At 69.4% G+C, this 25,814-nt stretch carries 23 protein-coding genes; 16 read left to right on the plus strand and 7 right to left on the minus strand.

Going from position 1 to position 25,814, the window contains the following annotated elements; translation table 11 throughout:
* The first annotated feature begins 142 nt into the window (after positions 1 to 142).
* The 5 genes from trpS (at position 143) to AB0N03_RS18400 (ending at position 5,092) form a co-directional block, all read left to right on the plus strand.
* Positions 143 to 1,177: a tryptophan--tRNA ligase gene (gene trpS / locus AB0N03_RS18380; RefSeq protein WP_364372621.1), complete on the plus strand. Its 1,035-nt coding sequence runs from the start codon at positions 143 to 145 to the stop codon at positions 1,175 to 1,177.
* A 291-nt stretch (positions 1,178 to 1,468) separates the two neighbouring features.
* Positions 1,469 to 2,482, plus strand: a complete 1,014-nt coding sequence (gene yhjD, locus AB0N03_RS18385; protein ID WP_364372624.1) for an inner membrane protein YhjD — start codon at positions 1,469 to 1,471, stop codon at positions 2,480 to 2,482.
* A 56-nt stretch (positions 2,483 to 2,538) separates the two neighbouring features.
* On the plus strand, positions 2,539 to 3,645 hold the full coding sequence (locus tag AB0N03_RS18390) for an acyl-CoA dehydrogenase family protein (RefSeq protein ID WP_364372627.1): 1,107 nt from the start codon (positions 2,539 to 2,541) through the stop codon (positions 3,643 to 3,645).
* A gap of 8 nt (positions 3,646 to 3,653) precedes the next feature.
* Positions 3,654 to 4,658, plus strand: a complete 1,005-nt coding sequence (locus AB0N03_RS18395; RefSeq protein ID WP_364372630.1) for an NADP-dependent oxidoreductase — start codon at positions 3,654 to 3,656, stop codon at positions 4,656 to 4,658.
* Positions 4,655 to 5,092: a helix-turn-helix domain-containing protein gene (locus AB0N03_RS18400; protein ID WP_364372633.1), complete on the plus strand. Its 438-nt coding sequence runs from the start codon at positions 4,655 to 4,657 to the stop codon at positions 5,090 to 5,092. Before AB0N03_RS18395 ends, AB0N03_RS18400 begins: the two co-directional genes overlap by 4 nt.
* On the opposite strand, the gene AB0N03_RS18405 is transcribed toward AB0N03_RS18400, so the two are convergent.
* A complete protein-coding gene (locus tag AB0N03_RS18405) occupies positions 5,089 to 6,333 on the minus strand; it encodes a D-alanyl-D-alanine carboxypeptidase family protein (RefSeq protein WP_364372636.1) in 1,245 nt (414 codons plus the stop codon). The two genes, AB0N03_RS18400 and AB0N03_RS18405, sit on opposite strands and share 4 nt — an antisense overlap.
* 43 nt (positions 6,334 to 6,376) lie before the next feature.
* Here AB0N03_RS18405 and AB0N03_RS18410 point away from each other — a divergent pair, with 43 nt between their 5' ends.
* Both AB0N03_RS18410 and AB0N03_RS18415 read left to right on the plus strand, forming a co-directional pair.
* Positions 6,377 to 6,610 carry a hypothetical protein gene (locus AB0N03_RS18410; protein WP_364372638.1) on the plus strand — a complete coding sequence of 78 codons (234 nt, stop codon included), beginning with the start codon at positions 6,377 to 6,379 and terminating at the stop codon, positions 6,608 to 6,610.
* Between the two features lie 63 nt (positions 6,611 to 6,673).
* Positions 6,674 to 8,071 (plus strand): S8 family serine peptidase, encoded by a 1,398-nt coding sequence (locus tag AB0N03_RS18415; RefSeq protein ID WP_364372641.1) that lies wholly within the window; start codon positions 6,674 to 6,676, stop codon positions 8,069 to 8,071.
* A 43-nt stretch (positions 8,072 to 8,114) separates the two neighbouring features.
* On the opposite strand, the gene AB0N03_RS18420 is transcribed toward AB0N03_RS18415, so the two are convergent.
* The 5 genes from AB0N03_RS18420 to sdhC all read right to left on the minus strand — a co-directional run bounded on the left by AB0N03_RS18420 (position 8,115) and on the right by sdhC (position 12,105).
* Positions 8,115 to 8,594, minus strand: a complete 480-nt coding sequence (locus AB0N03_RS18420) for a TIR domain-containing protein (RefSeq protein ID WP_364372644.1) — start codon at positions 8,592 to 8,594, stop codon at positions 8,115 to 8,117.
* A gap of 97 nt (positions 8,595 to 8,691) precedes the next feature.
* On the minus strand, positions 8,692 to 9,465 hold the full coding sequence (locus tag AB0N03_RS18425; RefSeq protein ID WP_364372647.1) for a succinate dehydrogenase iron-sulfur subunit: 774 nt from the start codon (positions 9,463 to 9,465) through the stop codon (positions 8,692 to 8,694).
* Positions 9,465 to 11,219 (minus strand): succinate dehydrogenase flavoprotein subunit, encoded by a 1,755-nt coding sequence (gene sdhA / locus AB0N03_RS18430; protein ID WP_364372650.1) that lies wholly within the window; start codon positions 11,217 to 11,219, stop codon positions 9,465 to 9,467. Before sdhA ends, AB0N03_RS18425 begins: the two co-directional genes overlap by 1 nt.
* Positions 11,220 to 11,246: 27 nt before the next feature.
* On the minus strand, positions 11,247 to 11,660 hold the full coding sequence (locus tag AB0N03_RS18435; RefSeq protein WP_364372653.1) for a succinate dehydrogenase hydrophobic membrane anchor subunit: 414 nt from the start codon (positions 11,658 to 11,660) through the stop codon (positions 11,247 to 11,249).
* Position 11,661: 1 nt separating this feature from the next.
* The gene (sdhC, locus tag AB0N03_RS18440) at positions 11,662 to 12,105 is read right to left on the minus strand and encodes a succinate dehydrogenase, cytochrome b556 subunit (RefSeq protein ID WP_364372655.1); all 444 of its coding nucleotides are present in this window, start codon (positions 12,103 to 12,105) and stop codon (positions 11,662 to 11,664) included.
* Positions 12,106 to 12,499: 394 nt separating this feature from the next.
* Here sdhC and AB0N03_RS18445 point away from each other — a divergent pair, with 394 nt between their 5' ends.
* The 7 genes from AB0N03_RS18445 to AB0N03_RS18475 all read left to right on the plus strand — a co-directional run bounded on the left by AB0N03_RS18445 (position 12,500) and on the right by AB0N03_RS18475 (position 21,644).
* Complete coding sequence (locus AB0N03_RS18445; protein WP_364372658.1) at positions 12,500 to 14,491, plus strand: NPCBM/NEW2 domain-containing protein; 1,992 nt, start codon at positions 12,500 to 12,502, stop codon at positions 14,489 to 14,491.
* Positions 14,492 to 14,813: 322 nt separating this feature from the next.
* Complete coding sequence (locus AB0N03_RS18450; RefSeq protein WP_364372661.1) at positions 14,814 to 15,953, plus strand: BMP family ABC transporter substrate-binding protein; 1,140 nt, start codon at positions 14,814 to 14,816, stop codon at positions 15,951 to 15,953.
* Positions 15,954 to 16,031: 78 nt separating this feature from the next.
* Complete coding sequence (locus AB0N03_RS18455; RefSeq protein ID WP_364372663.1) at positions 16,032 to 17,612, plus strand: ABC transporter ATP-binding protein; 1,581 nt, start codon at positions 16,032 to 16,034, stop codon at positions 17,610 to 17,612.
* On the plus strand, positions 17,609 to 18,697 hold the full coding sequence (locus tag AB0N03_RS18460) for an ABC transporter permease (RefSeq protein WP_364372666.1): 1,089 nt from the start codon (positions 17,609 to 17,611) through the stop codon (positions 18,695 to 18,697). Before AB0N03_RS18455 ends, AB0N03_RS18460 begins: the two co-directional genes overlap by 4 nt.
* The gene (locus AB0N03_RS18465) at positions 18,697 to 19,974 is read left to right on the plus strand and encodes an ABC transporter permease (protein WP_364372669.1); all 1,278 of its coding nucleotides are present in this window, start codon (positions 18,697 to 18,699) and stop codon (positions 19,972 to 19,974) included. The genes AB0N03_RS18460 and AB0N03_RS18465 overlap by 1 nt, the downstream gene beginning before the upstream one ends.
* Positions 19,975 to 20,364 carry a cytidine deaminase gene (locus AB0N03_RS18470; protein ID WP_364372672.1) on the plus strand — a complete coding sequence of 130 codons (390 nt, stop codon included), beginning with the start codon at positions 19,975 to 19,977 and terminating at the stop codon, positions 20,362 to 20,364.
* Positions 20,361 to 21,644 carry a thymidine phosphorylase gene (locus AB0N03_RS18475; RefSeq protein WP_364372675.1) on the plus strand — a complete coding sequence of 428 codons (1,284 nt, stop codon included), beginning with the start codon at positions 20,361 to 20,363 and terminating at the stop codon, positions 21,642 to 21,644. The genes AB0N03_RS18470 and AB0N03_RS18475 overlap by 4 nt, the downstream gene beginning before the upstream one ends.
* Before the next feature lie 196 nt (positions 21,645 to 21,840).
* Here the strand turns inward: AB0N03_RS18475 and AB0N03_RS18480 are convergent, their stop codons facing one another.
* The gene (locus AB0N03_RS18480) at positions 21,841 to 22,965 is read right to left on the minus strand and encodes a PA containing protein (RefSeq protein WP_364372678.1); all 1,125 of its coding nucleotides are present in this window, start codon (positions 22,963 to 22,965) and stop codon (positions 21,841 to 21,843) included.
* 213 nt (positions 22,966 to 23,178) lie between these two features.
* On the opposite strand from AB0N03_RS18480, the gene AB0N03_RS18485 reads away from it, so the two are divergent.
* Entirely contained in the window at positions 23,179 to 24,273 is a 1,095-nt protein-coding gene (locus tag AB0N03_RS18485) for an adenosine deaminase (RefSeq protein ID WP_364372680.1), read from the plus strand.
* Between the two features lie 88 nt (positions 24,274 to 24,361).
* Positions 24,362 to 25,573, plus strand: a complete 1,212-nt coding sequence (locus AB0N03_RS18490; protein ID WP_364372961.1) for an MFS transporter — start codon at positions 24,362 to 24,364, stop codon at positions 25,571 to 25,573.
* Positions 25,574 to 25,814 lie beyond the last annotated feature (241 nt).

A 25,814-nucleotide genomic window follows, 5' to 3' on the forward strand; every position in this document is an offset into this window, starting at 1 on the left:
GCACGCGAGCCGACCGTCCAGGCACGCGAATCGCCCCTTGAGAACTTCGGCTCGGTGCCCGCCGCGCGGCGCGGCTTGGAAGAATCCCCAGCTTGGGCCCCCTCGGCACCCGCCGTGCGTCCCGGCCTGGAAGAATCCTCACGTGTCCGAAGAGCAGACCGTCGCCGCTGAACGCCGTCCGCGGGTCCTGTCCGGGATCCAGCCCACCGCCGATTCGTTCCACCTCGGCAACTACCTCGGCGCGCTGCGCCAGTGGGTGCGGCTGCAGGACACGCACGAGCCGTTCTACAGCGTGGTCGACCTGCACGCCATCACCGTCGAGCAGGACCCGAAGGTGCTGCGGCAGCGCACCCGGATCTCGGCCGCCCAGCTGCTCGCCATCGGCATCGACCCGCAGCGCAGCGCCCTGTTCGTGCAGAGCCACGTCCCGGAGCACGCCCAGCTGAGCTGGGTCATGGAGTGCCAGACCGGGTTCGGCGAGGCCGGCCGGATGACGCAGTTCAAGGACAAGTCCGCGAAGCAGGGCTCCGACCGCTCCAGCGTCGGCCTGTTCACCTATCCGATCCTGCAGGCCGCGGACATCCTGCTCTACCAGGCCGACGCGGTCCCGGTCGGCGAGGACCAGCGTCAGCACCTGGAGCTGACGCGCGACCTCGCGCAGCGCTTCAACAACCGGCTGGGCAAGACGTTCGTCGTGCCCGAGCCGTACATCATCAAGGACACGGCGAAGATCTACGACCTCCAGGACCCGACGAGCAAGATGAGCAAGTCGGCGGCCACCGCGAACGGCCTCATCGAGCTCCTCGAAGACCCGAAGCGCTCGGCGAAGAAGATCCGTTCGGCGGTCACCGACACCGGCCGCGAGGTCAAGTTCGACGCCGAGAACAAGGCGGGCGTCTCGAACCTGCTGACGATCTACTCGGCGCTGACCGACCGGTCGATCGCGGACCTGGAAGCGGCGTACGACGGCAAGGGCTACGGGGACCTGAAGAAGGACCTCGGCGAGGTGTTCGTGGAGTGGGTGACCCCGATCCAGGAGCGCGTCAAGTCCTACCTGGACGATGTCACGGAGCTCGACAAGATCCTCGCCGCGGGCGCGGAGCGCGCTCGCGACGTGGCGTCGAAGACGCTGGCCAAGACGTACCAGCGGATCGGGTTCCTGTCGCCCGTCCGCTGACGCGTGCCCCGGGGCCGCCGACCGGAAAGCAGCCCCCGCCCTCCCAGGGGGGCGTCCCCGAGTCCAGTCTATCGGCGCCCACCGACGATTCGGACTTTTGCGGCGCCGCCCGAGTGACTTGTCCACAACTGTCGAGGACTGTGGATAGCCGGAAGGCCGCCCGGGGACCGCTGAGCCATCCGCAAAAGTGCGCGAAGCAAAAGTGCGCGAAGCGCTCCGCCGCCCCACCTCGCCTCCCTCACGTGAGCCGCTCGCGTTGCGGGAGTCACCGGGCGTGGTTAGCGTTTCACAGTGGCGAACGAAGAAACGAAGGAAAAGCTCCTGCCGCGGCTGCGGCGGAAGTACCCGTGGCTCGATCACCTGATCCGGGCCAACGACGCCTTCAGCGAGCGGTACGGCAACCACTACGCCGCCGCCATCACCTACTTCAGCGTGCTGTCCGTCTTCCCGCTGTTCATGGTCGCCTTCGCCGTGGTCGGGCTGGTCGTCAACCACGACCAGACGATCATCGACAAGATCACCGGTGGCATCAACGACTCCGTGCCGGAAGGCCTCAAAGAGCTCGTCAACGGCATCGTCAAGGGCGCGCTGGACTCCGGTGGCGGGATCGGGATCTTCGGTCTGCTCATCGCGCTCTACTCCGGCATCGGCTGGATGTCGAACCTCCGGGACGCGCTCACCGCGCAGTGGGGCCAGGAGAAGCAGTCGCAGCCGATCGTCAAGCAGACGCTCAAGGACCTCGTCGCGCTCGTCGGTCTCGGGGTCGCGCTCATCGTCTCCTTCGCGTTGACCGCGGTCGGCGGTGGGGTCGGGCAGTTCCTGCTGGAACTCGTCGGGCTCGCCGACCAGACCTGGGCGATCTACCTGCTGCGGGTGGCGACGATCGTGCTCGGCCTGATCGCCAACACCCTCGTCTTCCTCTGGGTGATCGCGCGATTGCCACGGGAGCAGGTCGCGCTGCGCAGTGCCGTCAAGGGGGCCGTGGTCGCCGCCGTCGGGTTCGTCATCCTGCAGCAGGTCGGCTCGATCTACCTGGCCAGCGTCACGAAGTCGCCGTCGGCCGCGCTGTTCGGGCCGGTCATCGGCCTACTCGTGTTCGCGAACCTCGTCTCGCGCTTCCTCCTGCTCATCACGGCGTGGACGGCGACGGCGAAGGAGAACCAGCACGTAGTCGTCCAGCCCCCGCCGCCGGTGCGGCTCGAACAGGCCGTCACGGTCCAGCGCGGGCCGGGCCTCGGGGCCGTCGCAGGGGCGTTCAGCGCCGGCGCGCTGCTCGCGTGGTTGGGTGGCCGCCGCAAGCCTTGACAGCGGCGTCTGCGGTAAAGAAACTGAACCGGTAAGAATTCTGAACCGGAGGTTTCATGCTGGACGCCGCCCGCGAATGCGCCGCGCTCGCCAAGACGCTCGCGCCGGTCACCGAACGGCAGCGCGCCCTGCCCGCCGAGCTGGTCGCGAAGCTGACCGACGCCCAGCTCCTGCGCAGCGGCGTCCCCGGCTACCTCGGCGGTCCCGAAGCGCCGCCGGCGCTCAGCCTCGAAACGGCGGAGACGGTCGCGCGCGGGGACGCTTCGGCCGGCTGGTGCGTCTCGATCGCCGTGACGAGCAGCCTGCTCTCGGCCTACGCCCCGCCGAAGTGCGCCGAGGAGGTCTTCGGCAACCCGAAGACGGTCGCCGCGGGCGTCTGGGCGCCACGCGGGGTCGGGAAGAAAGCAGATGGCGGTTACGTCGTCTCCGGCCGCTGGGCGTTCTGCAGCGGCATCCCGCACTGCGACTGGCTTTTCGCCGGATTCGTGCACGAACGCGAGCTGTACGTCGCCGCGTTGCCGAAGGCCGAGATCGAAGTCCTCGACACCTGGCACACGAACGGCCTGCGGGGCACCGGCAGCCACGATTGCGTGGCCGACGAGCTGTTCGTCCCCGAGCACCGCGTCTTCTCGGTGATGGGCGGTCCGCCCGCCGAAGCGGTCGCGCTGCACCGCTTCCCGCTCTTCGGCTACTTCGCGCTGTCGGTCGCGGCGGCCGCGCTGGGCAACGCGCGCGGTGCGATCGACGACCTCGTCGAGCTCGCCTCGACGCGCAAGCCCCTCGGCTCCAGCCGGTCGCTGGCCGAACGGTCGCAGACCCAGGCCGCCGTCGCGGAGGCCGAAGCCGCCCTGCGCGCGGCGCGGCTGCTCTACTACACGAGCATCGACGACGCCTGGCAGGCCGCGCAGGGCACCGAACCGGTGCCGGACCAGCTGAAACTCGGCCTCCGGCTCGCGGCCACGCACGTCACGCGCACCGCCGCGAAGGTCGCCGAAAGCATGTACGACCTGGGCGGCGGCGCGGCGATCTACGAGACGTCGCCGTTGCAACGCCGGTTCCGCGACGCCCACACGGCGACCGCCCACTTCCAGGTCAACCCGGCGAGCTTCGAGCTGTCCGGCAAGCTGCTGCTGGGCGTCCCCGCCCGCACCGAACAGCTCTGAGGAGTCCCGTGCCCATCAACGCCCAGTACCACCTCGCCGCCCGCCCGGCCGCCGGGCTGCCGAAGGACACCGACTGGCGATACACCGAGGAAGCCGTTCCGTTGCCGGGGGAAGGCGAGTTCCTGGTCGAGGTCCGATACCTCTCGCTGGACCCGGCGATGCGCACGTGGATGAACGCCGGCCGGTCGTACGTTCCGCCGGTCGAAATCGGCGAAGTCATGCGCGCGGCGGGGATCGCCGAGGTCGTCGAGTCACGCCACCCGGGCTTTCGGGCCGGGCAGAGCGTGTTCGGCACCTTCGGCGTCCAGAACTTCGCCGTCTCGGACGGCGAGGGCGTCACGATCGTCGACACGTCGCTCGCCCCGGCGCCGACGTTCCTCGGCACGCTCGGGATCAGCGGGATCACCGCGTACTTCGGGCTGTTCGACGTCGGCAGGCCCGAGCCGGGCCAGACCGTCGTGGTGTCGGCCGCGGCCGGGTCGGTCGGCATCGTGGTGGGCCAGCTGGCCAAGATCCACGGCTGCCGAGTCGTCGGCATCGCCGGCGGCCCGGAGAAGTGCCGGACGCTCGTCGAGGAGTACGGCTTCGACGCCGCCGTCGACCACCGCGCCGGGAACGTCCGCGCCGACCTCAAGGAACACGCGCCCGACGGGATCGACGTCTTCTTCGACAACGTCGGCGGCGACGTCCTCGAAGCGGCGCTGGCCCGGCTCGCGCGCGGCGCCCGGATCGTGCTCAGCGGCGCGGTTTCGCAGTACAACAGCACCGAAGGCCCGCGTGGCCCGGCCAACTACATGCAGCTGCTGGTGCGGCGCGCGTCGATGACCGGGTTCGTCTTCTCCGACTACGCCGAGCGTTACCCGGAGGCGATCGCCGCGTTGGCCGGCTGGCTGGGCGAAGGCAAGCTGAAGCCGCGCGAAGACGTCGTCGAAGGCGGGATCGCGAAGTTCCCGGAGACGCTGCTCAAGCTGTTCCGCGGGGAGAACACCGGCAAGCTGGTGCTGGCGCTGTGACCGACCTGTCGCACCGCTTCACGAACGACTCGGTCGGCCGGGCGCTCGACCTGGTCGGCGAGCGGTGGAGCCTGCTCATCCTGCGCGAGTCGTTCTTCGGCGTGCGGCGCTACGGCGAGTTCGCACGGAACCTGTCGATCCCGCGCCCGACCTTGTCCGCGCGGCTGAAGACGCTCGTCGACGCGGGTGTGCTCGAACGTGTCGACCCGGTGCCGGAGTACGTGCTGACCCAGGCCGGACGGGACCTGTTCGGTGCCGTCGTCACGCTCATGCAATGGGGTGACAAGCACCTCGCCGGCCCGGAGGGGCCACCGATCCTGCTGCGGCACACGGACTGCGGCGAGATCACCGAAACGTACGTCGCGTGTGGACACTGCGGTGGCGCGATCGCCACCGGCCGGGTGACCCCGGAGCCCGGCCCCGGGTTCCGCTAGCCCGCGGCCTTCTTGCGCTGGTGCCCGACCACGAACGCGCCGACGATGATGAGGAACACCACCAGCGTGATGATCCAGCCGGTGACCCCGAACGGGTCCTCCTTGGCGGCCGACGCGGCCGAGGACGTCCCGCTGTTGCCGGTGCCGCCGTCGGCGAGCACGGACGGTTCGCCGCTCTCGGGCGTGGCCACCGGGGCCTGGTAGCTGATCTGGCCGACCGGCACGGCGCGGTCGGCCTCCAGCGCGAAGCCGTAGTCGAGCAGCTTCGCGGCCTGGTCGACGACCTTCGTCGGCTTCTGCTCGGCGCGCAGCATGACGACCGCGAGCCGCTTGCCCTTCTGCTGCGCCGCGCCGACGTAGGTGTGGCGGGCGTCGTCGGTGAAGCCGGTCTTGCCGCCGAGGAAGCCGGGGTAGACGCCGAGCAGCTTGTTGTCGTTGTAGATCGGGATGGCCGGCTTGCCGCCGGTCGGCGGGATCTCGAAGTTTCTCGTCGAGACGACCTTCGCGAACTCCGGCTGCTTCATCGCGTAGTGGAAGATCAGGCTCAGGTCGTAGGCCGAGGTCGACATGCCCGGCCCGTCGAGCCCGGACGGCGTCGCGGCGCGTGTGTCGTGCGCGCCGATGCGGGCCGCCAGCGCGTTCATCTTGGCCACCGCGGCGTCGACGCCGCCGAGCGCCGTGGCGAACGCGTGCGCGACGTCGTTGCCCGAGTGCATCAGCAGGCCGTGCAGCAGCTGGTCGACGGTGTACTGACCACCGGCGACGAGGCCGACGCAGGTGCACTCCTGCTCGGCGTCCTCCTTCGTCGCGACGATCACCTGCTGCGGGTTCAGCTGGGTGACGACGGCGAGCGCGAGCAGCGTCTTGATCAGCGACGCCGGCCGCTCCCGGGCGTGCGGGTCCTTCGCCGCGACGACCGCGCCGGTGTCGAGGTCCTGCACCACCCACGACGCCGCGGTGTTGCCGCCCGGCGGGTTGAGCGCGCCGTCCGGGGTGACCAGGCCGCACTCGGCCATCCGCGGGCCGCCGACCGGGACGGCGGGCACGGCCAGCGCGGGCGGGGCCTGCTTGCCGGGCGCCGGCTTCTCCGACGTGTCGACGGGGGCCGGCGGGGCCTGGCGGTTCGCGCACTGGCCCTGCTGCGGCGCCGCGGCCGCGAGGACCGGGGTGCTCAGGGCCAGGAGGGCGGCGGCGAGCGTCGTCGTGAAGACCTTGAGCGACCGGAAGACAGCGGAGTGCACCCACGCAATCTAGCGCCGAGGCGCGCGTCGCATACTCAGGGGCATGCGCATTTCCCGACGGACCTCGCTGTTCCTGCTGGCCTTCGGCGTGTGGTCGTGGATCATCTGGATCACCTTCGCCAAGAACCTCTGGGCGAGCGACCAGTCCTGGACGCCCGACGGCTCGCCGACCGCGTACTTCGTGGTGCACGCGGTGCTGACGGTCGTGTCGTTCGTGCTGGGCACGATCATCGGCGTGCTGGGCTGGCGCGGGGTGCGTTCCCGGGTCGCCACCTGACTTTGGTCGGTGGCGCGCTCTCCGGGGCCGGTTTAGGTTGACGCCACTGACTCTGGAGGTGGAATGTCCCGTTTACGCCGAATGGCGGCCCCGCTCGTGCTGGCCGTCGGGGGTGGCCTGTTCGCCGCGGCGCCGGCCGCGGAAGCCGCGCCGGTCGCCTGTGACACGACGAGCACGCCGTACACCTACGTGGTGACCTACCAGCCGGGCACGCGCGCGTCGGCGGTCGACAAGGAGCTGGCGGCCAAGTGCGGCACGAAGGTGGCGTACTACGGCGAGATCGGCGTCGCGATCGCCAGCTCGCGCAACGCGGACTTCCAGCAGAAGATCGGCGTCTACCGGGCGTATTCGGGCGGCAAGGACGTGGCTTCTTCCGCTGGTGCGGCCCGCTCTTCGCTGGGTGCGGTGCGGACGCTGGAGGACACGCGGTCGGTCGCGGCGGCGGGTGACCTGTCGGCGCAGCAGTGGGACATGAAGGCGATCCACGCGCCCGAGGCGAACAAGAAGTACCAGGGCAGTTCCTCGGTGACCGTGGGTGTGCTCGACTCGGGCATCGACGCGACGCACCCGGCCCTGCGCGCGGCCGTGTCGCCTTCCGCTTCGGCCGGCTGCATCACGGGGGCGCCCGATTCGGCCCCGGCGTCATGGGCGCCGACGACGTCCGACCACGGAACGCACGTGGCGGGCACGATCGCGGGCAAGGACCCGGCGGCGGGCTTCACGGGCATCGCGCCGGGAGTGCGTCTGGCCTCGGTGAAGGTCGTCAACGACGACGGCTACATCTTCCCGGAGTCGGCGGTCTGCGGATTCGTGTGGGCGGCCAAGCACGGCTTCCCGGTGACGAACAACAGCTACTACATCGACCCGGGCATGTTCTTCTGCTCTCGCGAACCGGGCGACGCGGCGGCTTACGAGGCTGTGCGTCGGGCGATCGAGTTCTCGACGCACCACGGGGTCTTGAACGTGTCGGCGGCGGGTAACTCGGGCTTCGACACGACCGACCAGACGACGGACCCGAACCGTCCGCACCCGGTGGACTCGTCGTGCGGCATCCTGCCGAAGGCGATCGACGGAGTGGTGACGGTGTCGTCGGTGGGGTACGCGGGCACGAAGTCGTCGTTCAGCAACTACGGGTCGATCGACGTGACGGCGCCAGGCGGGGACTTCTCGCAGTTGCCGCCTTCGGGTGAGGGGCCGTCGTGCCCGCTGTCGACGACGGTGTTCGGCGGGCTCTACGGCTCGAAGTGCGGGACGTCGATGGCTTCGCCGCACGCGGCTGGGGTCGCTGCTCTGCTGGCTTCGCGGTTCCGTGGGTTGCCGCCTTCGCTGCTGGCTCGCGTGTTGACGGGCGAGGCGGACCCGGTTTCGTGCCCGGCCGCCGAGGCGACGTGCTCGGGGCCGGCGAGGAACAACTCGTACTACGGCCACGGCCTGGTCAACGCCCTGGACGCGGTCCGCTGATGTGACGTGAAGGCCGCCACCGGATCACTCCGGTGGCGGCCTTTCAGCGCCTGCGGACCGCGTTGTCGACCCAGGTCTCGAGGTTGGCCTGGATGGACCGGTAGACAGCCGAGCTGGTGGCCCCGGCCGGATCGTGCAGGTGCACGCGGCTGTCGAGCTTGGACCACGAATCGGCTTGGATCTTGGAGAACGGGTTGGGCCCGGACCGATCGGTCTGCCCTTGCAAGTTCGCGAGTCCGTGGACCCGGATTCCGACGAGCGGCTTCCGGTCCGCCCACGCCTTCTCGATTTCGTACTGGACCCACGGGCGGTCAGCGGTCTCGGCGCCGACGAGCACCACGACCGCCCGCTTGTAGGACATCTCATCGTCGATCCACTTCTCGACGGCCGCGTCGCCCGAGGCGAGGACCTGTTCCCACTCCTGCGCCTTCAGCAGGGGTTGTCCGTCGAGCACACCCATGTTGCGGACCAACTGAACGCGCGTGACATCGCGCTCGTAGTGGAAGCTGTAGAAGACGGCCATGCTTTGACCATATGCCGCACCGAGTGCACCCAGTTGCCCCGAACGACGAAGGGGCCCCTCCGGTCGCCGAGCGGAGGGGCCCCTTCGCAGCAAGTGGTCAGACGCGCTTGAAGAGGAGCGCTCGCTTTACTTCCTGGATCGCCTTGGTCACCTGGATCCCACGGGGACAAGCGTCCGTGCAGTTGAACGTCGTCCGGCAGCGCCACACACCCTCACCGTCGTTGAGGATGTCCAGCCGCTCCTCGGCCCCCTCGTCGCGGGAGTCGAAGATGAACCGGTGCGCGTTCACGATCGCCGCCGGCCCGAAGTACGACCCGTCGTTCCAATACACCGGGCAGGACGAAGTGCAGCAAGCGCAAAGGATGCACTTCGTCGTGTCGTCGAACCGGTCCCGGTCGGCCTGTGACTGGATCCGCTCGCGCGTCGGCTCGTTGCCGTACGTGATCAGGTACGGCTTGATCGCGCGGTACGCCTCGAAGAACGGGTCCATGTCGACGTAGAGGTCCTTCAACGTCGTCAGGCCCTTGATCGGGGCGATCGTGATCGTCGTCGGCTTGCCGGACGGCGACAGCAGGTCCTTCATCAGGACCTTGCACGCCAGCCGGTTGATGCCGTTGATCTGCATCGCGTCGGACCCGCACACGCCGTGGGCGCACGAACGGCGGAACGCGAACGTGCCGTCGAGGTAGTCCTTGACGTAGAACAGCAGGTTCAGCAGCCGGTCGGTGCGCTGCGCCGGGACCTCGTAGGACTCCCAGTGCGGCTCGGTGTCCACCTCGGGGTTGAACCGCAGGATCTTGAGCGTGACCGTGATCGGCGTGTGCTCGTCGGAGGAAGCGACAGCCGAATCAGAGGAAGTTGCCGTGGTCATCAGTACTTCCGCTCCATCGGTTCGTAGCGGGTGAAGGTAACCGGCTTGTAGTCGAGCCGGATGTCGGACGCCAGGCCGGTGCCCTGCTTGTAGGCCATGGTGTGCCGCATGAAGTTCGTGTCGTCGCGGGTCGGGTAGTCCTCGCGGGCGTGGCCGCCGCGGGACTCCTTGCGCGCGATCGCGCCGACGACGAGCACCTCGGCCAGCTCCAGCAGGAAGCCCAGCTCGACGGCCTCGAGCAGGTCGGTGTTGTACCGCTTGCCCTTGTCCGCCACGGTGATCCGCTGGTAACGCGCCTTCAGCGCCTGGATGTCGGTCAGCGCCTGCTTCAGCGTGTCCTCGGTCCGGTACACCGACGCGTGCGAGTCCATCGTCTGCTGCATTTCCTTGCGGATGTCGGCGACGCGCTCGTCGCCGTGCTCCGACAGCAGGCCCGCCAGCTGCTCCTCGACCAAGGTGGTCGGCTCCGAAGGCAGCTCGACGTGCTCGTGCGCCAGCGCGTACTCCGCGGCCGCGATGCCGGCGCGGCGGCCGAACACGTTGATGTCCAGCAGCGAGTTCGTGCCCAGGCGGTTCGAGCCGTGCACGGACACGCACGCGACCTCGCCCGCCGCGTACAGGCCCGGGATGACGTTCTCGTTGTCCCGCAGCGCTTCGCCGTGGATGTTGGTCGGGATGCCGCCCATCACGTAGTGGCAGGTCGGGAACACCGGCACCGGCTCCTTGACCGGGTCGACGCCCAGGTAGGTCCGGGAGAACTCCATGATGTCCGGGAGCTTCGCGTTCAGCGTCTCCTCGGGGATGTGCGTGACGTCCAGGACGACGTAGTCCTTGTTCGGGCCGCACCCGCGCCCCTGCAGCACTTCCTGCACCATCGAGCGGGCGACGATGTCGCGCGGCGCGAGGTCCTTGATGGTGGGGGCGTAGCGCTCCATGAACCGCTCGCCGGACGCGTTGCGCAGGATCCCGCCCTCGCCGCGGACGGCTTCGGAGATCAGGATGCCCAGGCCCGCGAGGCCGGTCGGGTGGAACTGGAAGAACTCCATGTCCTCCAGTGGCAGGCCCTTGCGGAAGATGATGCCGAGGCCGTCACCGGTGAGGGTGTGCGCGTTCGACGTCGTCTTGAAGATCTTGCCCGCGCCGCCGGTGGCCATCACGATCGACTTCGCCTGGAAGACGTGCAGCTCGCCGGTGGCCAGCTCGTAGGCGACGACGCCGGACGCGACCGGGTTGCCGTTCTCGTCCGGGCTGGTGACGAGGTCGAGCACGTAGAACTCGTTGAAGAACTCCGTGCCGTACTTGACGCAGTTTTGGTACAGCGTCTGCAGGATCATGTGCCCGGTGCGGTCCGCGGCGTAGCAGGCGCGGCGGACCGCGGCCTTGCCGTGGTCACGCGTGTGCCCGCCGAAGCGGCGCTGGTCGATCTTGCCCTCGGGCGTGCGGTTGAACGGCAGGCCCATCTTCTCGAGGTCGAGGACCGCGTCGATGGCTTCCTTCGCCATGATCTCGGCGGCGTCCTGGTCGACCAGGTAGTCGCCGCCCTTGATCGTGTCGAAGGTGTGCCACTCCCAGTTGTCCTCTTCGACGTTCGCCAGCGCGGCGCACATGCCGCCCTGGGCCGCGCCGGTGTGGGACCGGGTCGGGTAGAGCTTGGTGAGGACCGCGGTGCGGGTGCGCTGGCCGGACTCGATGGCCGCGCGCATCCCGGCGCCGCCGGCACCGACGATCACCACGTCGTACTTGTGGAACTGCATGGTGGGAGGTCTCCGAAGTCGAAACAATCAGTTCGCGGGCATGTTCGGGTCGAAGGTGAAGATCACCATCGTGCCGACGGCCAGGATCAGCACCATCGAGACGTAGAGCAGGATCTTCAGCCAGAACCGCGTGCTGTCCTTGCGGGCGTAGTCGTCGATGATCACGCGCAGCCCGTTGCCGCCGTGAATCTCGGCCAGCCACAGCATCAGCAGGTCCCAGAACTGCCAGAACGGCGAGGCCCAGCGGCCGGCGACGAAGCCCCAGTTGATCCGGTGCACGCCACCGTCGAGGATGTTCATGATCAGCAGGTGGCCGAGCACCAGGATGATCAGCGCCATCCCGGAGATCCGCATGAACAGCCAGCTGTAGAGCTCGAAGTTGCTCCGGCGGGCGGCGGGACGCTTCGGCGCGCGGGGGTTCGCGAGGGCGAGGTCGGCCATGTCAGTTACCCCCGAAGAGCGTTTCGACGGTGCGCTTCAGCATGAAGTACACACCGGGGACCATCACCAAGACCCAGACCACGCCGATCACCCACAGCATCGCCTTTTGCAGCTTCGGGCCCTTCGACCAGAAGTCGACCAGCATGACGCGGATGCCGTTGAGCGCGTGGAACAGCACCGCGCCGACCAGGCCGACCTCGAGGAGGTTGACGATCGGGGTCTTGTAGGTCTCGATGACCTGGTCGTAGGTGTTCGGCGACACGCGCACCAGCGCGGTGTCGAGCACGTGCACGAACAGGAAGAAGAAGGTGAGCACGCCGGTGATGCGGTGCAGCACCCAGGACCACATGCCGGGGTCGCCCCGGTAGAAGGTCCCCTGCCGGCGTGAGGCACCCGCCCGATCGCTCGCCCCTGCCGCTGTGGCAGTGCTCGCCGTGGTGGACATCGGTGAACGGCCTCCAACGTCTGACTATGTGCCCGGTGGCCGTGAGGTCCGCAGTCGCCGCGGAGCGGCGGCGATGCCGAGATCGAGGGTCATCGAGCCTGGATGAATCGGATGCTAGACCCGCACCCGGCACGCGGCTCACCTCCGGGTTCCTCTCTGTGATGGACCAGACACCGGTACTCCCGTGCCGCCACCCGGTGGTGTGGTGCAGCGCACTCAGCCGTGCGGTGACGGGTCGCGTCCCAGTCACCGGAGATCTGACCTCTACGGAATCTAATATCTGATGCATTAGATCAAAAGGCTGGTGCAGCCGGTTTGTAGTTGACCAACCATCGAGTCGTTCCTACTGTCGCTGCCACATACATCGGATCTCTCACGATGGGGTGACGTTCTGGTGAGACGCCTCGGCCTGGTGATCGCTATCGCCGCATTGCTTCCCGTGGCGGTGGTCACGCCCGCCCAGGCATTGCCCGACGGACTGGCTCTCACGCCGCCGATGGGCTTCAACAACTGGAACACCACCGGCTGCGCCGTCGACGAGCAGATCATCCGCGACACCGCGGACATCTTCGTCGCCCAGGGACTCAAAGCCGCCGGCTACCAGTACGTCAACGTCGACGACTGCTGGGCCGAGCCGGCGCGCGACGCCGACGGCCGGATGCAGGCGAACAAGGCGCGCTTCCCGGGCGGGATGAAAGCGCTCGCCGACTACGTCCACTCGAAGGGCCTCAAGTTCGGCATCTACACCAGCGCGGGCACGCTGACCTGCGCGAAGACCCAGCCGGGCGCGCTCGACCACGAGGACGTCGACGCGCAGACTTTCGCCGGCTGGGGCGTCGACTACCTCAAGTACGACAACTGCAACAACGAAGGACGGCCCGCGCTCGAGCGCTACACGAAGATGCGCGACGCGCTGGCGAAGACCGGTCGCCCGATCGTGTACTCGCTCTGCGAATGGGGCGAGAACAAGCCGTGGGAGTGGGGCGCCGGCGTCGGGCACCTGTGGCGGACCACCGGCGACATCAAGGACAACTGGGCGAAGATGGTCCAGATCCTCGAGGCGAACGCGCCGCTCGCGCCCTACGCCGGTCCGGGCCATTGGAACGATCCCGACATGCTCGAGGTGGGCAACGGCGGTATGACGACCGAGGAGTACCGGTCCCACTTCTCGCTCTGGGCCATGATGGCCGCCCCGCTGCTCATCGGCGCCGACCTGCGCAAGGTGTCGCCGGCGAACTTCGACGTGCTGCGCAACGCCGAGGTCATCGCCCTCGACCAGGACCGCCGCGGGGTCCAGGCGCGCGTGCTGTCCAAGCAGGACGGTCACTGGGTCTTCGCCAAGCCCCTCGCGAACGGCGACGTCGCGGTCGCGCTCTTCAACGAGACTTCCGCCAACGCCACGATCGGCACCACGGCGGCCGCCGCGGGCCTCCCGAAGGCCGCCGGGTACTCCGCCCGCGACCTCTGGGCCCGCCGCGACTTCCAGACCGCGGGCCGGATCTCCGCGGTCGTCCCGCCGCACGCGACGGTCGTGTACCGGGTCCACGCGGGCGGCGCGTGGCTGCGGAACGCGCCGCTGGTGAGCACCGGGATCGAGCCGGCCTCGCCGGTGCCCGGCGTGCCGGGCGAGATCACTCCGGCCGGGAAGCCGTTCGAGGTCACGGTGTCCGCGACCGACGAGGCCCGCGTCCCGGTGTTCGACCCGCGCGTGACGCTGACCGCGCCCGCCGGCTGGCGCGCCGAGCAGGTGGCCCGGCCACGGACGTTCGTGCTCGGCACCGGCGACCTGGCTGCGGGGCGCTGGCGGGTCACCCCGCCGGCCGGAACCGAAGGCACGACGGCGGTCCTGCGTGGCGGCGTCACCTACCGCACGCTCGGGTTCGGCCCGGTGAGCTGGACCGGTGAGCAGCGGCTGACGGTGCCCGCGGCACCACCCGGCGGCCCGGCCTGGGCCGGCGACCTGCGCTGGGCGGCGGAGAAGAACGGCTACGGCCCGGTCGAACGGGACATGTCCAACGGCAGCATCCCGGCCGGCGACGGCAAGCCCCTGACGATCAACGGCGTGGTCTACCCGAAGGGCCTCGGCGCGCACGCTCCCAGCGAGGTCGTCTTCTACCTGGGCGGCCGCTGCACGGCGTTCACCGCGGACGTCGGCGTCGACGACGAACGCGAGGCGACGAACAAGCAGGGCTCGGCGACGTTCGAGGTCTACGCGGACGGCGCGAAGGCGGCGTCGACGGGCGTCCGGACGTGGCAGGACCCGGCGGTGCCGCTGACGGCGGACCTGCACGGCGCGCAGTACCTGCGGCTGGTCGTCACCGACGGCGGCGACGGCAACTCCTACGACCGCAGCGACTGGGCCGCCGCGCGGCTCACCTGCGCCTGAATGGCCGTCATCTCACAGAGTGACCGCGCTGGCCCACCCCTCGGTCGTTTCGGCACACTGAGTGACACGAAATGGCATTTCGACCGTCCCCGCGACGTCGAATCCGCCGAAAGTAGGTCTCCGCACGATCCGATGATCACGGGCGGTGTCCGGTCCGTCGCGCGCGAGACTGCTGAGTAAACGTTTGTGTTACGTAGCGTGCCGTTCCTATGGCGCTTTCCTGTCCGTTGGGTACGGTCTGGCGGTCGCCTCGGCAGTCGGGCCGGGGCGTGCCCTTGACCATCCGCTGGATCAGCGGGGAGGGAGACACACGTTGCGTCGCATGCGTGGAACCGCGCTGGCCGCCGTGGCCATGGCCGGGGCGCTCGCCCTGACCGGGTGCGCCAAGGACTCGAGTGGTGGCAGTAGCAACAGCGCCGCGCCTTCGTCGGGAGGTTCGGACTGCGTCACCGCGCAGAAGCCGCCCGCGGCGCCCGCCGCCGCTTCGAGCAGCACCGCCGCCACCGGCAAGGTCGACGGCAGCCAGCTGAAGATCGGCCTGGCCTTCGACGTGGGCGGCCGGGGTGACGCGTCCTTCAACGACGCCGCCGCCGCGGGTACCGACAAGGCGAAGTCCGAGTTGGGCGTGACCACGGTGAACGAGAGCACCGCGTCCGCCAGCGAGGCCGAGTCGGCCAAGCAGCAGCGCCTCGACCAGATGGCTTCGCAGGGCCTGAACCCGATCGTCGCGGTCGGTTTCGCCTACGCCGACTCGGTCAAGGCCGTCGCGGCCAAGTACCCGAACACCAAGTTCGCGATCGTCGACGACGACTCGATCACGCTCCCGAACGTCACGCCGCTGGTCTTCGCCGAAGAGCAGGGCTCGTTCCTGGCCGGCGTCGCCGCCGCGTACAAGAGCAAGAGCTGCCACATCGGCTTCGTCGGCGGTGTCAACACCCCGCTGATCCAGAAGTTCGAGGCCGGCTTCCTGCAGGGCGCGAAGACCGTTTCCAGCAAGATCAAGATCGAGGACGAGTACCTCACGCCGGCCGGTGACTTCTCCGGGTTCCAGGACCCGCCGAAGGGCAACGCCAAGGCCGCGGCCGAGATCGCCAAGGGCGCGGACGTCATCTACCACGCCGCGGGCGCCTCGGGTAAGGGTGTCTTCGACGCCGCGAAGGCAGCCAACGCGCTGGCCATCGGGGTCGACTCCGACCAGTACAACCAGAAGACCGTCGCGGCCGACAAGGACGTCATCATCACGTCCATGCTCAAGCGGGTCGACGTCGCGGTGTTCGACTACATCACGGCGCTGGCCAAGGGTGACCTGACGACCCTGCCGAAGCGGTTCGACCTCAAGGTCGACGGTGTCGGCTACTCCACCTCCGGTGGCAAGGTCGACGACATCAAGGACGTCCTGGACGGGTACAAGGCCCAGATCATCTCGGGCGCGATCACCGTTTCGGACAAGCCGCAGAAGTAGCTCGACGCGTGCCGGGGCTCGGAGGGATTTCCCTCCGGGCCCCTCACGCGTTTTGACAGAAGTGGAACTCTCCCGCCCATGAGCACTGCCGAGGCCCCGGCCGAGGCCGTCCCCGACCGGGGCGTGCCCGCCGTCCAGCTGACCGGGATCACCAAACGTTTCCCTGGCGTGGTGGCCAACTCCGACGTCAACCTCACCGTCGCCGCGGGCGAGGTGCACGCCATCTGTGGCGAGAACGGCGCCGGCAAGTCCACCCTGATGAAGATCCTCTACGGCATGCAGCCGCCGGACGAGGGCACCATCGCGATCAACGGCGACGAGGTGAAGCTGCGCAACCCGCAGGACGCCATCCGCGCCGGCATCGGCATGGTGCACCAGCACTTCATGCTCGCCGACAACCTCACCGTCGGCGAGAACGTCTTCCTCGGCGCCGAGGCCCTGCACGGCATCGGCCGGGCCGCCCGCGCGCGGCTGGCCGAGCTCGCCGAGCGCACCGGCCTGCGCGCCGAGCCGGACACGCTGCTCGAAGAGCTCGGCGTCGCCGACCGCCAGCGCGTCGAGATCGTCAAGGTCCTCTACCGCGGGGCGAAGATCATCATCCTGGACGAGCCGACCGCGGTGCTCGTGCCGCAGGAGGTCGACGCGCTCTTCGCGACCGTGCGGGAGATGAAAGCCGACGGCTACACCTTCCTCTTCATCTCGCACAAGCTCGACGAGGTGCGGGCGATCGCCGACACCGTCACGGTCATCCGGCGCGGCACCACCGTCGGCACGGCCGACCCGAAGACCATCACCTCGCGCCAGCTCGCCGAGATGATGGTCGGCTCCGAGCTGCCGAGCCCGGAGACGCGCGAGTCCACCGTCACCGACCGCGCCGTGCTGCGGCTGACCGGCCTGACGCTGGGCGCCGAGGGGTCCGACCGCAACGCGCTCGACGACGTCTCCTTCACCGTGCGCGCGGGTGAGGTGCTCGGCATCGCCGGCGTCGAGGGCAACGGCCAGACCGAGCTCGTCGAGACGATCATGGGCATGCGCAAGGCGTCCGGCGGCACCATCGAGCTGGTCGACGCCGAGGGCAAGGCCCGCGACCTGACGAAGGCAGGCACGCTGGCGCGGCGCGAAGCGGGCATCGGCTACATCGCCGAGGACCGCACGCGGCACAGCCTGCTGCTCACGCAACCGTTGTGGGTCAACCGGATGCTCGGGTACCAGACCCGCGAACCGGTCTCGAAAGGACAGTTGCTCGACATCGCGGGCACGCGCTCGGACACCGAGCGGATCGTCCGCGAGTACGACGTCCGCACGCCGGGGATCGACGTCCCGGCCGCGGCGCTCTCGGGCGGCAACCAGCAGAAGCTGATCGTCGGGCGGGAGCTGTCCGGCAACCCGGTGCTGCTCATCGCCTCGCACCCGACCCGCGGCGTCGACGTCGGCGCGCAGGCGCTGATCTGGGAGAACATCCGCCAGGCCCGCGCGGCCGGGCTCGCGGTGCTGCTGATCTCGGCCGACCTCGACGAGCTGATCGGCCTGTCCGACACGATCCGCGTCATGCTGCGCGGGCGGCTCGTCAGCGAGGCCGACCCGGCCACCGTGACGCCGCAGGAACTGGGTTCGGCGATGACCGGCGCCGAAGACGACACAGCGGGTGACAAAGAATGACTTCCTGGCGCACCAAAGTCCTGCCGCCGCTGCTGGCGATCGTGTTCGCCGTGCTGCTGTCGGCGATCGCGCTGATCATCTCCGGGGCCGACCCGCTCGAGGCGTACGGCACCATGATCGGCCAGATGTTCAAGGGCTCGACCGCGGTCGACACCGTGAACCTCGCGACCGTGTACTACCTCTCCGGGCTGGCGGTCGCCATCGGCTTCCAGATGAACCTCTTCAACATCGGTGTCGAGGGCCAGTACCGGTTCGCGGCGGTCATCGCGGCCATCGCCGGTGGCGCGCTGCAGCTGCCGCCCGTGCTCCACACGCTGGTCATCCTCATCGTCGCGGTCGTCGCCGGCGCGGCGTACGCGGCGATCCCGGCGATCCTCAAGGTCACCCGCGGGGTGAGCGAGGTGATCGCGACGATCATGCTGAACTCGATCGTCGGCGGGATCATCGCCTTCCTCATCAACGCCGACCAGTTCGGCGTGCAGCGGGGCAACAACATCGGCACCCGCGAAATCACGCCGTCCGGCCGGATCCCGGGCATCCCGCTCGGCTCGGGCACGCTGTTCGGGTTCGTCGTCATCGCCGCGATCATCGGTGCCGCCTACTGGTTCATGCTCAACCGCACCCGGTTCGGCTTCGAGCTCAAGGCGTCCGGCGAGTCGACCACCGCGGCCGCCGCGGGCGGCGTCAACGCCAAGAAGATGACGCTCATCGCGATGGTCCTCTCCGGCGGCGTCGCCGGCCTGGTCGCGATGCCGGAGCTGCTCGGCCGCGACTACACCTACGGCATCACCTCGACCCAGATGTACGGCTTCACCGGCATCGCGGTCGCGCTGCTGGGCCGCAACCACCCCGGCGGCATCGCGCTCGGCGCGCTGCTGTGGGCGTTCCTGGACACCTCCGCGGTGTCGCTGGAGCAGATCAACGTGTCCAAGGAGATCGCGACGATCATGCAGGGCATCATCGTGCTGTCGGTCGTCGTGGCGTACGAGGTCGTGCGCCGCGCCGACCTCGCGGCCGAACAACGCAGAGTCGGGCGGGCGCTCGGCGCCAAGAGCTCCTCGGTCGCCGGGGGAGGTGCCGTCTGATGGCCGTCACCGACATCTCTAGGCCGGATCCGGGCAGCTCCGGCACCATGCCGGTGCACCGCAAGCGGTCCCGCGTCCCCGGCTGGCTCCGCGGGGTCATCTGGGCGGTCATCGCCATCGCCGTCGTCTCGACGGCGTCGTACTCCACCGGCGTCTCCGCGCTGACGTCGTCCAACACCGCGTCGACGGCGTTGCGGCTGGCGCTGCCGATCCTGCTGTGCGCGCTCGGCGGCCTCTGGGCCGAACGCGCCGGCGTCGTCAACATCGGCCTCGAGGGCATGATGATCCTCGGGACCTGGGGCGCCGCCTGGGGTTCGTACTACGGCGGCGTGTGGGTCGGCCTGCTGGCCGCGATCGTGTTCGGTGCGCTCGGCGGCCTGCTGCACGCGGTGGCGACGGTGACGTTCAACGTCAACCACATCGTCTCCGGCGTCGCGATCAACCTGCTGGGCCTCGGTGTCACGAAGTACCTGGCGAACCTGATCTTCGAGCCGCTCTCGGGCAACCCGCGGCAGTCGCCGGTGGTGCCGAAGTTCGACACCTACTCCGCGTCGTTCCTCTCCGACTGGCTCGGTGACCTCGAGAAGGAGCAGCGCGTCGGGATCTCCGACGTCGCCGGCATCCTGCGCGGCCTGGTCACCGAGGTGGCGCCGCTGACGATGATCGCGATCATCCTGGTGCCGGTGAGCTTCTGGGTGCTCTGGCGCACGCGCTTCGGCCTGCGGCTGCGCTCGTGCGGCGAGAACCCGGTGGCCGCGGAGTCGCTGGGCGTCAACGTCTACCGGCACAAGTACGTCGCGATGCTGATCTCGGGCGGGTTCGCCGGGATGGGCGGCGCGTCGCTGGTGCTGCTGCGCGGCGGTGCCGACTACCTGGAGAATCAGACCAACGGCCGCGGGTACATCGGCCTCGCGGCGATGATCTTCGGCAACTGGCGTCCGGGCGGCCTGCTCGGCGGAGCGGCGCTGTTCGGCTACGCGGACGGCCTGCAGCTCGCCGGCGGCGGCGAAGCGGTGCTCGCGCTGCTGTACGGCGCGGTGATCCTGGTCGCCGTGATCGTCGTCGTGCAGCTGTTCCGTCGCCAGTGGATCGCGGCGGGACTCGGTGTCCTCGGTGCCGGGATCCTGTACTTGATCTACTGGTCCAACGACACGCTGCCGTCGGACCTGATCCCGTACACCGCGCACTTCGTGACGTTGATCGTGCTGGCCGTGGCTTCGCAGCGGCTTCGGCCGCCGAAGGCCGACGGGCAGCCGTATCGGCGAGGTGAGGACTGAGTGTCTACTGTGGACTGGGACGCTCTGCGCGCTCAGGCGATCGAGGCCGCTTCCCATGCGTACGCGCCTTATTCGGGTCTGCACGTCGGGGTCGCCGGAATCGTCGACGACGGTCGCGTGGTCACCGGGTGCAACGTCGAGAACGCGTCCTACGGGCTCGGGCTGTGCGCGGAGTGCACAATGGCCGGGCAGCTGCGGCTGTCCGGCGGCGGCCGGCTCGTCGCGGTGGCGTGCCGCAGTGGCGCCGGTGACCTGCTGATGCCCTGCGGGCGCTGCCGTCAGATCCTGTTCGAGCTGGGCGGATCGGCCTGCCTGGTCGACACCCCTCGGGGGGTGCTGCCGATGTCGGACGTCCTCCCGGATGCCTTCGGCCCGGACGACCTGCCGTGAGCGCGTTCGCGGCGGTCGACGTCATCCGGGTGAAACGCGACGGCGGCCGGCTCTCGGACGAGCAGATCGACTGGGTCGTCGACGCGTACACGCGCGGCGAGGTCGCCGAAGAGCAGATGTCGGCGCTGGCGATGGCGATCTACTTGCGGGGCATGGACTCCGACGAGATCTCGCGGTGGACCGGGGCGATGATCTCCTCGGGTGAGCGGCTGTCGCTGGACGTGTCGCGGCCGACGGTCGACAAGCACTCGACCGGCGGGGTCGGCGACAAGATCACGCTGCCGCTGGCGCCGCTGGTGGCGGCGTGCGGCGCGGCGGTGCCGCAGCTGTCCGGGCGCGGGCTCGGGCACACCGGCGGGACGCTCGACAAGCTGGAGTCGATCCCGGGGTGGCGGGCTTCCCTTTCCGCCGCCGAGATCGCTCGTCAGCTGGAGGACGTCGGCGCGGTGGTCTGCGCGGCGACGGACGGGCTGGCGCCGGCGGACAAGAAGCTGTACGCGCTGCGGGACGTGACGTCCACTGTGGAGTCGATTCCGCTGATCGCCAGCTCGATCATGAGCAAGAAAATCGCGGAAGGCGCGTCCGGGCTGGTCCTGGACGTGAAGTTCGGGTCGGGCGCGTTCATGAAGTCTCTGGAACAGGCTCGGACCTTGGCCTCGACGTTGACCTCGATCGGTGTCGACCACGGTGTCCCGACGACGGCGTTGCTGACCGACATGAACGTCCCGCTGGGGCGGGCGGTCGGGAACGCGGTGGAGGTCGCGGAGTCGGTTGCCGTGCTCCAGGGCGGCGGACCCGCGGACGTGGTTTCGCTGACTCTCGCGCTGGCTCGCGAAATGCTGGCGCTGGCCGGTCTGGACGTGGACCCGGCCGCGGTGCTGGCTTCGGGTGAGGCGTACGAGGTGTGGTGCCGGATGATCTCCGCCCAAGGCGGCGACCCTTCGGCGCCGCTGCCGACGCCTTCGCACGTCCACGTGGTTTCGGCGCCCGCTTCCGGCGTGCTTGCCTCGCTGGACGCGTACGCGGTGGGCGTCGCGGCGTGGCGGCTGGGCGCGGGCCGGGCCCGCAAGGAGGACCCGGTCCAGGCCGCGGCGGGGATCTTGTGCCTCGCCAAGCCCGGCTCCCGCGTGACGGAGGGTGAGCCCTTGCTGGAGCTGCACACGGACACGCCGGAAGCGGTCCCCGCGGCCCTGGCGGCCCTCGAAGGCAGCTTCACGGTGGCTGACTCGGCCCCGGAGCCGGGTCCGATCGTCCGGGAGACGATCCGCGGCACGGTGTGACGATCATCGCGAAGATGATCACCCGAGTGAGTGACGTCCGAGGTCGTATCCCGCGTGATTGAGGCCGGAACTCGCGTGATTGAAGCCGTAACGGCTCCGATCACGCGAGTTCCGCTTCTGATCACGTGAGTTCCGGCCTCAATCACGCGAAGAGGCCCCCGCCGGAATCCGGTGGGGGCCTCTTCGTGGGGCTGAGTTACTCCGTGGCTTCTTCGGCGCCTTCGCCGGTCTTGGCCTTGGGGTCGGCCGGCTTCGGCGCGCGGCCGTTGCGGGAGCTGCGACGCGGCTGGCGCGGGGCCGGGGGTGCCGGGGCGATCTGCTGCACCGAGGGGCCGCCGCCGAGCATCAGCTCCGCGAACGTCGCCATCGCCTCGTCGAGCTGGCCGCCGATGCGGCGGACGCTCTCGTCGTTGCTCTTGCGGACCAGCGTGTCCACCGAGTCGGTGTCCGGCTGCTTGGACAGCGTGCCCTCGACCTTGGACAGCCCGGCCTTGAGCGCGCCGTCGAGGTCGCCGATGCCGGAGAGGAAGCCGTCCTCCACCTTGTCGAGGCGGCCGGCCATGTCGTCGAGGCGGGTGGTGACCGCTTCGAGCCGGTTGCCCAGCTTCTCCAGGCGGTCCGAGGCGTCGATCATCTCGCCGGTCTCGGTCAGCGCCGTCTTGAGCGCCTCGGTGTTCGCGCCGATCCGCTCGCCGGTGACGCGGTCCAGCTCGCCGATGCGCTCCTGCGTCGTGCGGCTCAGTTCGTCGACCTTGCCCCGCAGCTCGTGGTCGGCGTGGTCGACGCGGTCGCGCAGCGACGCCTCGGCCTGCTCGATCCGCTCGCGGACCGGGCCGCTCACCGACTGCGGGATCGAGTCGAGCTTCATGTCCTGCTTGTCGAGGTGGCCGCCGACCTCGTCGATCCGGCGGTGGATGTTCTGGAGCTTGTCCTCGAGTCCGTCCATCCGGCCCGCGACGCCCTCGAAGCGGGCGGCCATGCCGTCGAGCCGCCCGTCGAGCTGCGCGAACGGCTTGGCCAGCTTGTCGACGATGCTCTCGACGGCGCGGGTCAGCGCGGCGATCGCGTTGTCCTGGTTCTCGAGCCGGGACATCGTCTCGTCGAGGCGCTCGGCCAGGACGCTGACCTCGGTGCGGTCGGGCATCTCGGACAGCCGCTTGCGGACCGCGCCCAGCGAGTCCACCGGGGCGAGGCGGGCGTAGATGTCGTCGAGCGCGTCGAAGATCTGCTGCTGCTCGCTCTCACGCACTTCGGCCGCGCGCACCAGCATGTTGCGCATCCGGTCGAAGGACGGGGCGGCAATGTGGTTGTCAGTGGTCACTGCTGTGTGTCCTTCGTCGGCGGGGAAATGGGAGGGACGTGCCACGAAGCTTAACGATTGCGAAATTGCTGTGCGTATGGCCCCCGTGAAGCGCGTATTACGGAGGCTGCCCCCGGATGGCCGATTCGTCGCATGATCGTCAACGCTGAGCGTTGACCCGAGCCTGAGAGTTACGGCCATGTAGGGGAATGACAACGAGGTTACCGTTGGGGGATGCCTGACGAAAGCCCTGTTCTGACCAGCGAGACACTCCGCCGCGCGCCGAAGGTCCTCCTGCACGACCACCTCGACGGCGGGCTCCGCCCGGCCACCGTCGCCGAGCTCGCCGAAGCCACCGGCTATGCCGGACTGCCCACCACCGACCCGGCCGAGCTGGGCAGCTGGTTCCGCCGGGCGGCCGATTCCGGCTCACTCGTGTCCTACCTCGAGACCTTCGCGCACACCTGTGGCGTGATGCAAACGGAAGAATCCCTGGTCAGGGTCGCCGCGGAGGCGGTGGAGGACCTGGCCGCCGACGGCGTCGTCTACGCCGAGGTGCGCTACGCACCGGAGTTGTTCGTCGAACGCGGACTGTCACTCGATGCGGTGGTCGAGGCCGTCCAGGAGGGGTTCACGGAGGGCACACGCCGCGTGGCCGCGAACGGCGGTTCGATCCGCGTCGGGACGTTGCTCTGCGCGATGCGCCAGCACGCCCGGGCCCTCGAGATCGCGAACCTGGCCGTCCGCTACCGCGACGCCGGTGTCGTCGGCTTCGACATCGCCGGACCCGAGGACGGATTTCCGCCGACCCGCAATCTCGACGCTTTCGAGTATTTGCGGCAGAACAATGCGCATTTCACGATTCACGCCGGTGAAGCGTTCGGTCTTCCGTCCATTTGGGAGGCGATTCAGCACTGCGGCGCCGAGCGGCTCGGGCACGGCGTGCGGATCGTCGAGGACGTCAAGACCGACGCGGACGGCACGGTCCACCTTGGACGGTTGGCCGCGTACGTGCGCGACCGCCGGATCCCCCTGGAGATCTGCCCGTCGTCGAACGTCCAAACAGGCACCGTGCGCTCGATCGCCGAGCACCCGATCGGCCTGCTCAAGCGGCTGCGCTTCCGGGTGACCGTGAACACCGACAACCGCCTGATGAGCGGATGCACGATGACCAGCGAATTCGCCGCGCTGCACGAGACCTTCGGGTATGACCTCGACGACTTCCGGTGGTTCACGATCAACGCGATGAAATCCGCGTTCATCGATTTCGACGCCCGGCTCGCGCTGATCGACGACGTCATCAAGCCCGGGTACGCCGCGCTGAGCTGAGACGGACCGGGTCCTTGCGGTCCTTAGCCATGCCAACTATCGTTCACCATATAGGAAGTTGTTCTCAGATATTGAGACGGTGACGAAGATGGCGCAGGTCGCGGACGGTTCGGTCGAACGGGTGCAGGCGAGTTCACGACGGTGGCTCATCCTCGCGCTCGGTCTCGCCGCGCAGACCGCGAGCTGTTCGTTCCTCTACGGCATCCCGTTCCTGGTCCCGGTCATGCGGGACCAGGAAGGGCTGTCCCTGGCCCAGGCCGGCACGGTCGTCGCGGCGCCGAGCATCGGGCTGCTGTTCACCCTGATCGTGTGGGGTGCGGCTGCGGACCGTTACGGAGAGCGTCTGATCATGGCGCTCGGACTGGGCGCCTCGGGGTTACTCCTGGTGTACGCCGGGGTAGGAACTCACCCGATCGGGCTTCTCTTTGGTGTGTTCCTGGCGGCCGGAGCGTGCACGGCTTCGGTGAACGCGGCGAGCGGCCGCGTCGTGATGGGCTGGTTCGCGAAGTCCGAGCGCGGGATCGCGATGGGGATCCGCCAGACGGCCCAGCCGCTCGGCGTCGGCGTCGCGGCGCTCGGGCTGCCGCCGCTGGCGGCGCACTTCGGGTTCCGGGCGGCCGTCCTGCTGCCGGCCGGGCTGGCGATCGCCGTCGCGCTGCTGGTGGCTTGGCTCGTCACGGACCCGCCGCGACCGCCGCGGCCGGCGTCTGGCGAGAAGCCGCCTTCGCCATACCGGCACGCGACGCTGTGGCGGGTCCACGGCGCGAGCGCGCTGCTGGTGGTGCCGCAGTTCGCGGTGTCGGCGTTCGCGCCGGCGTACCTGGTGGCGGTGCAGGGCTGGAGCCCACTGTCGGCGGGCTGGTACCTGGCGGTGGTCCAGGTGCTGGGCGCGGCGGGGCGGCTGGGGTCGGGCTGGTGGTCCGACCGGGTGGGCAGCCGTCTCCGCCCGATGCGTCAGCTGGCGGTGCTGAGTTGTTTCGTGATGCTGCTGGTGGCTCTGGGGGACGCTTCGTGGCCCTGGCTGGTGCTGCTGGCGGTGGCGCTGGCGGGTGTGGTGACGGTCGCCGACAACGGCCTGGGCTTCACGGCGTCGGCGGAGCTGGCCGGCCTGGCGTGGTCGGGCCGCGCGATGGGGACGCAGAACACGGGCCAGAACATCGCGGCCTCGCTGACCCCGCCGCTGCTGGGGTTGGTGATCGGCGACAGCCGGTACGCACTGGCCTTCTGCGTGGCGGCGGTGTTCCCGGCCCTGGCGGTGCTGGTGGTCCCGGTCCGCGCGGAGCACGCTTCGGAGGACTGACACCCGCCGGCCCGCGGGGGCGCCCCCCGTCTCCAGCGTATCGGCCGCCTACGACGGAAACCGGCCGCTCGCGAGGTGGGTGGGCCCACTTGTCCACATCACGCCCGGGCTGTGGAGCGATCCGGCCGGCCGCGCGGTGGGTGCGGCAGGTCCGGCCGCGCGGTGGGTGCGGCAGGTGTGGTGAACGACCCTTTCATGTCACCAGACGACATGAACGACCCTTTCATGTCGTCCCGGCGTC

The sequence above is a fragment of the Amycolatopsis sp. NPDC051061 genome (genome assembly GCF_040682935.1).
In the GTDB taxonomy this organism is placed as follows: domain Bacteria; phylum Actinomycetota; class Actinomycetes; order Mycobacteriales; family Pseudonocardiaceae; genus Amycolatopsis.